Origin of the sequence: Streptomyces azureus (genome assembly GCF_001270025.1) — a bacterium.
In the GTDB taxonomy this organism is placed as follows: domain Bacteria; phylum Actinomycetota; class Actinomycetes; order Streptomycetales; family Streptomycetaceae; genus Streptomyces; species Streptomyces azureus.
The window spans coordinates 1-6,215 of the sequence record NZ_DF968432.1 but is presented as its reverse complement, the minus strand read 5'-3'; the positions used below and the strand labels follow the sequence as shown (position 1 = coordinate 6,215).

General features: G+C 72.9%; 5 protein-coding genes and 1 pseudogene. 2 read left to right on the top strand and 4 right to left on the bottom strand.

Annotated features, from left to right (window positions below; genetic code table 11):
• Positions 1 to 354: 354 nt before the first annotated feature.
• Entirely contained in the window at positions 355 to 1,179 is an 825-nt protein-coding gene (locus tag AOQ53_RS35110) for a GntR family transcriptional regulator (protein WP_059423605.1), read from the bottom strand.
• 170 nt (positions 1,180 to 1,349) lie between these two features.
• On the opposite strand from AOQ53_RS35110, the gene AOQ53_RS35105 reads away from it, so the two are divergent.
• Entirely contained in the window at positions 1,350 to 2,201 is an 852-nt protein-coding gene (locus tag AOQ53_RS35105) for a (2Fe-2S)-binding protein (protein WP_059423603.1), read from the top strand.
• 313 nt (positions 2,202 to 2,514) lie between these two features.
• The gene (locus AOQ53_RS35100) at positions 2,515 to 3,555 is read left to right on the top strand and encodes a DUF2637 domain-containing protein (RefSeq protein ID WP_059423601.1); all 1,041 of its coding nucleotides are present in this window, start codon (positions 2,515 to 2,517) and stop codon (positions 3,553 to 3,555) included.
• Positions 3,556 to 3,619: 64 nt separating this feature from the next.
• Here AOQ53_RS35100 and AOQ53_RS35095 read toward each other — a convergent pair whose 3' ends face one another.
• The 3 genes and pseudogenes from AOQ53_RS35095 to AOQ53_RS35085 form a co-directional block, all read right to left on the bottom strand.
• Positions 3,620 to 4,102: an ATP-binding protein gene (locus AOQ53_RS35095; RefSeq protein WP_059423599.1), complete on the bottom strand. Its 483-nt coding sequence runs from the start codon at positions 4,100 to 4,102 to the stop codon at positions 3,620 to 3,622.
• Positions 4,103 to 4,529: 427 nt separating this feature from the next.
• Positions 4,530 to 4,754 (bottom strand): annotated as a pseudogene (locus tag AOQ53_RS35090) (hypothetical protein); the annotation flags it as partial.
• Positions 4,755 to 5,073: 319 nt separating this feature from the next.
• On the bottom strand, positions 5,074 to 6,215 hold a 1,142-nt coding region (locus AOQ53_RS35085; protein WP_059423597.1), incomplete at its 5' end, for a protein phosphatase 2C domain-containing protein.

Below are 6,215 nucleotides of genomic sequence, written 5' to 3'. Positions count from 1 at the left end.
GGGTACCCCCTGCTCGAAGAGCTTGGGGGAGTGCCGGCCGGAAGCCCTCGTACGGGATGCACTCGGGCTTTCGTCCGGTGCGGCGAGAGGGCCCGCCGGGCGTCGCGACGGGGCGAACGTTGCCTGCCGGGGCACCAGGCCACGACGCGCCCGCACCCGCGCACCGCGAGAAGGGGACGTGTCGGGGGTGTCCGCCCGCAGAGGTTGGCGCGTCAACGCCAGTCAGTTGGTGTGTGACCCCATCGCGCCGTTCCGAGGACGGACACCCCCCGGCACGTCCCCGGCCCACATTCACCGCGTAGGCAAGACCCGCGCCCCCACCGGTGAGCAGGCGCAAGCGACCCGCACCACCGCTCAGCCCGCACCCGCGAAGTGCTCCCCCACCAGCGCCCGCACGACATCCAGGTCCCGGGCGATCAACGCGTCCAGCAGCGCCGTGTGTTCATGTGCGTCCGCCACCAGATCGGCCCGGCCCCGCATCCCCGGCCCGCTCCCCACCAGCGGCCACTGCGCCCGGCGGTGCAGGTCCTCCGCGATCTGGACCAGCTGCTGGTTCCCGGAGAGGGACAGCACGGCCCGGTGGAACCCCCGGTCGGACTCCGCGTAGGTCGCACGGCAGCCGGAGGACGCCGCGCGGACCGTCGCCTCGGCGAGGGGACGCAGCTCGGCCCAGCGCTCGGCCGGCACCGTCCGGGCCAGCCGCAGCATCACCGGCACCTCGATCAACGCCCGCACCTCGGCCAGCTCCGCCAGCTCCCGCGCCCCGCGCTCGACCACCCGGAACCCACGGTTCGGCACGACCTCGACGGCACCTTCGATGGCCAGCTGCTGCATGGCTTCCCGCACCGGCGTCGCGGAGACCCCGAACCGCTCGCCCAGCACCGGCGCCGAGTACACCTCCCCGGGCCTGAGGTCCCCGGCCACCAGCGCGGCCCGCAGCGCGTCCACGATCTGCCCGCGCACCGAGGACCGCTGAACGACGGCCCGGCCTCGCGGAGCGGACGGCGGGGCGGGCTCACTGTGCGTGTGCTCCCCCCGGACCACCTCGGAAGCCCCACCGGCCCCGGGCCTCACCCGACCCGCGTCCGCCACCCCAGGCTGCTGCGGCACCCGGACCTGCTCATCCGGCGCCCCTGCCCTCGGCACCTCCGCCCCGGAGCCCTGCGCGCCCTGCTTCACGGCTCGGCTCCTCCTCCGGACGTATCGGTACTTGGGGTCATTACGGCGGGTTGTTACTCGTCCGTCAAGCACCATAAGCGCACCGGCCGCCAGTTCAAATCCCGGCGATCTTGGGTTAGGTTAGGCTTACCTTCAAGCGACCCGTTCAATAGACGCGGACCGGTGATCCCATGCCCCTGCCCCCTTCGGCCCTCTCCGGCGCGTACGCCCGTCTGGCCGAGGTCCTCCCGGGGCTGGCCATCACCGAACTGACCGCCGAGGACGAGGCTCCCCAGGGTGGCAACTGGACCACCGCCGCCGCGCTCGCGGAAGCCGGCCCCGGCCTCGACGCCTTCCTGTCCTGGGACGACGCCCAGATCCGCCGGGACTACGGCCAGCAGGCACGCCCAGACGTGATCGCCAGCTTCGGCCTGCACCGCTACGCCTGGCCGGCCTGCCTCCTGATCACCGTCCCCTGGTTCCTGCACCGCCGGGTGCCCCGCTACCCCGTGACGCACGTCTCGTACGACCGCACCGCCCCCGGCCACCCCGTCGGCCACCTGGCCGTCCGCCCGGCCGGCTTCGCCTGCCTGCCCGGCGACGAGGCCGCCGCGCTGCCCGGCGCCCGGGTCGTCCCGGACGAGGAGGCGCTGCGGGCCGAGGTGCGGTCGGCGGTCGCCGAGCACATGGAGCCGGTCCTGGCCGGTTTCGGCCCCAGGATGCGGCGCCGCGGCCGGGCCCTGTGGGGCATGACGACGGACGAGATCGTCGAGGGTCTCTGGTACGTCGCCCAGCTGCTCGGCGAGATCGAGGAGCGGCGTGCGATGCGCGAGCTGGAGCTGCTCCTGCCGGGGGCGGCCAAGCCGTACGTGGGCACGGCGGCCTTCCGCGAGCTGACCGGCCCCGGCGGCGAGCCGCTGCGCACCCGGGACCGCGCGAGCTGCTGCATGTTCTACACCCTGCGCCCCGAAGACGCCTGCGCCACCTGCCCGCGCACCTGCGACGCCGACCGGGTCACCAAGCTGCTGGCCACGGCCAGTTGAGGCACCCTGGGCAGACGCGGACAGAGCAGCGCCCCACCGCCCCGTAAGATCATCACGGAATCGGCCGCCCACATGCGCGCAGCCGATTCACAACTTCCTCACCAGTCACGGGAACTTTCCGGAGAACCACCCGTGCGGGTAGTCTTCTTCGAACTCAACTCTCGCCCCTCAAGCGGCAGTTCGAGCAGAATGCCGCCCTGGGCAATCCCTTGCGCTTCCTTGGCGGCCTCTTGCCCCGAAACCCCCTGAGGGCCGGTGGGATTGGGCCACTATGGCGGGCGTTACGCCCTATCCCAATGCAAGGACCACCCAGATGAGACTGACCGACATATCGCTGAACTGGCTGCTTCCGGGCGCCGTGCTTCTCCTGGGCATGCTGGCGGCGGTGGCGGTGCTCGCGCGCGGCAAGCGCTCCTCGGTCAAAGACACGAGCGCGGACGATTCCTGGGAGCGCAGCGAGGAACGCCGCAGACGCAAGGAGGCCCTCTACGGCACCGTCTCCTACGTCCTTCTGTTCTGCTGCGCGGCCGTCGCCGCCGCGCTTTCCTTCCACGGCCTGGTCGGCTTCGGCGAGCAGAATCTCGGGCTCTCCGACGGCTGGCAGTACCTCGTCCCGTTCGGCCTGGACGGCGCGGCGATGTTCTGCTCCGTGCTCGCGGTGCGCGAGGCCAGCCACGGTGACGCCGCGCTCGGCTCCCGGATACTGGTCTGGACGTTCGCGTTCGCCGCGGCCTGGTTCAACTGGGTGCACGCGCCCAGGGGTGCCGGCCACGCGGGTGCCCCCCACTTCTTCGCGGGTATGTCGCTGTCGGCGGCGGTCCTCTTCGACCGCGCGCTGAAGCAGACCCGCCGGGCCGCCCTGCGGGAGCAGGGCCTGGTGCCGCGCCCGCTGCCGCAGATCCGTATCGTGCGCTGGCTGCGGGCCCCCCGGGAGACGTACCGGGCCTGGTCGCTGATGCTCCTGGAGGGTGTGCGCAGCCTGGACGAGGCCGTCGACGAGGTGCGCGAGGACAAGCGCAAGAAGGACGCCGACCGGCAGCGGCGCCGCGACCAGCAGCGTGTGGAGCGGGCCCAGCTGAAGGCGATCAGCCGCGGTCACCGCGGCTACCTCGGCCGTGGTGGCGGCCGGCAGCTGGAAGTGCAGGTCGAGCGCGGCTCCTCGCAGGTCTCCGCGGAGCCTGCCATATCCGCGCCGGAACAACTGCCCGTCCGCTCGCGTCCCTCCCTTCAGCCCGTTCGCCACGGAGCTGACCAGGTGACCGTCGACCTCACCGCGGAGGACGACACGCAGGCGCTGCCGCGCCTCGATTCCCTGGAGCGCAAGCTCAAGGACCTGGAGCAGCAGTTCGGCTGACCGAGCACCGAGCCGCACAGAGCAGGGAAGGGGGCGTGGCCTGCGGGCCGCGCCCCTTCTCCGTTCACGCCGCCTCGGCCTCCAGCTCGAACCAGACGGCCTTGCCCACTCCGTGCGCCCTGACCCCCCAGGCGTCCGCCAGGGACTGCACCAGGAACAGGCCCCTGCCGTTCGTGCCGTCGTCGGCGACCGGTACGCGCAGCCGGGGTCTGCGGGCCACGAAGTCCCGTACCTCCACTCGTAGTCCACGGGGTCCGACGGTGGCCGTCAGGACCGCGTCGTGGTCGGTGTGGACGATCGCGTTGGTGACGAGTTCGCTGGTGAGCAGTTCCGCCACGTCCGATCGCGCGATCCTCCCCCACTGCCCGAGCAGCTCCCGCAGGGCCCTGCGGGCTTCCGGTACGGCCCGCAGGTCCGCCCGCCCGAGTCTGCGCCTCAACTGAGGCGCGGACACCTGCTCCGTGACCTCTTCGGCCTTGCCCTCCACCGTCTTCGCCGAGAAGGCCCCGATCGTTATGGGACCGCCTCCTCGTGCCTGCCTCTCCATGACCCCCGCCCGCGCGCCGATGTCGGTTCCCCTCCTGCTCGAACACGTTCACGGGGATCCATGCCCCGTCGGGCACGCGGCAGTCATGTCGAATCGTCAACGACCGGTTGTTCGGCCATGTGACCGGGACCGGCGGGCCGGGCGGAGGGGTCCTGAGCAGTACGACGGCGGAGGGGCGGGGGACAAGAGGGTAGCCGGAAGACGTCCCGCGACGGATCCTGACCGCCGGAGATCGGACGAACTGCCGATGGCCGGCTGCCGATCCTTCCGTACGCGGCGAAGGGATGGGGCGGCTGGTCCCCGCGCGCGGCGGTCCGTGGAAGTTGGCCGAAGTACGACGGTCTCCCCGGGTTCCCGGCCGGTACCGGGCCGTCCTCCCGACCCCCGTGGCGGGAGGACGGCCCCGGCCTTTCCCGTGCCCGCCCGGTCAGGACAGCTTGTTGACGGCGGTGGTCGTCGTCTTCTTGAAGGCGGCCACGGGCGCGTCGCCGAAGTCGCCCATCTGTCCCCGCTCCACGACGGTGACGGTCCTGCCGTCCCGCCCGACGCACAGCAGCGCGACGCCCGTGGCCCCCCCCCAGGAGGTCTCGGTGTGCAGTCCGCTGACGCGAGCGCCCTCCTCGACCGGCAGGTAGCCGTAGTCCCGACCCTCGGGCGGTCGTCCGACGACCGTGCCCGTACGGCCGGACTCGCCGCGTCCGGCACGGCGAAAGCCAAGGCACCGAACCGGGACACTCCCTCGCCCACCACCCGGACACCCCCCTCGCCTGGTCCGCCAACTCCCAGGCATGGAAGCTCGGCTGCGGTCACGACTACGTCAGCGCCTGGTCGAGAACGCCGACCGCGTGGGCGCACTGAATCGTCTTGCACGGGACCGGGCTGGTCCTCTGCGCGGAGGCTTGGCACACCGAAGCAGGAAGCCCACGCGTTTACGCCTGGGTGGAGTCACCGAGTCACACGAGAAGCCGCCGTCACGCCTCCCAAACGGCCGCGGCCGTACGGTCGTCCGCATAACCCTTGACCCGTACTTGGGAGTCCGCGAGGAACGCGGCGAGGCCGGGCGGCTCGGGGCGGGACCACCGCTCGGCGAGGTAGTCGCCCAGTTCCGGTTCGCCGCGCAGCGGGTCGGCGAGGCCGCCGCTGCACACGAGGAGCGTGTCACCCGGGCGTGCGACGGAGGTACGGAAGCGGAAGGGTTCGCGGGGTGGTTCCGGGGCCGGTTCGTAGGGGCTGGGCGGGGTCGGGATGCCCAGGTCCATGGTGAACCGGTCGCCGTCGGGCGTCTCGGAGGGCGGCGATCCGAAGCCCACGACGGGTTCGCCCTTGATCTCGGCGACCTGCGGTTCGATGTCCTGCCACTCGCCGTCCCGCAACCGGAACAGCCCGCCGGGCCCGACTCCGAAGAAGACGCGGGTACGGCACTCGGGGTCGGCGGGCAGCAGCAGACAGCGCAGGCCTGCCGCGTACTCCTCCGGATCGACGCCCTGTTCGGCGGCGCTGGCGCGGAGCTTGCCGAGGCTGCGGTCGGTGAGGCGGTGCAGTCCGGACTTGAGGTCGCCGCGCCGCCCCGCCCTTATGTCCTCCACGAGGCGCGTGTGACTGCGTCCGACGGCCCGCCCGATCCAGTGACAGGCCTCGGCTGCGGCCCGGTGCGCCCCCGGTGTGGCCCGGGTCCCGGTCGCCATCGCCACCAGCAGCAGCGCCTGCTCGCCGGTGCCGAACCGCGCGGTCAGCAGCGAGTCCCGCCGCGGCTCCCCCCGATACCGCGCGGAGTCCCCTCGCACGGACACGGCCCGCAACGTACAGGCCCCGTACCGGGCCCCGTCGAGCACGGTGTCCGCGACGAGGTCGTCCAGATCATCGGGGTCGGCGAGCGGAAGGGCCGTGGGTTCGGCGTCGTAGGTGGGCGGCCGCGAGCCGACGTAGCCACGGGTCCGGGGAGAGGACGCGGGGCGCTCGAAGGCGGGTTCGGGTCGGTCGGGCGGCGGGTCCGCGGGTGGTGGCGTGGGCGGGGAGCCGGCGGAGGGGGGTGGCGCGGGCGGGGAGCCGGCGGGGCGTGGCGATGCGGGCGGCGGGCCGGCGGGGCGTGGCGGTGCGGGCGGCGGATCGGCGG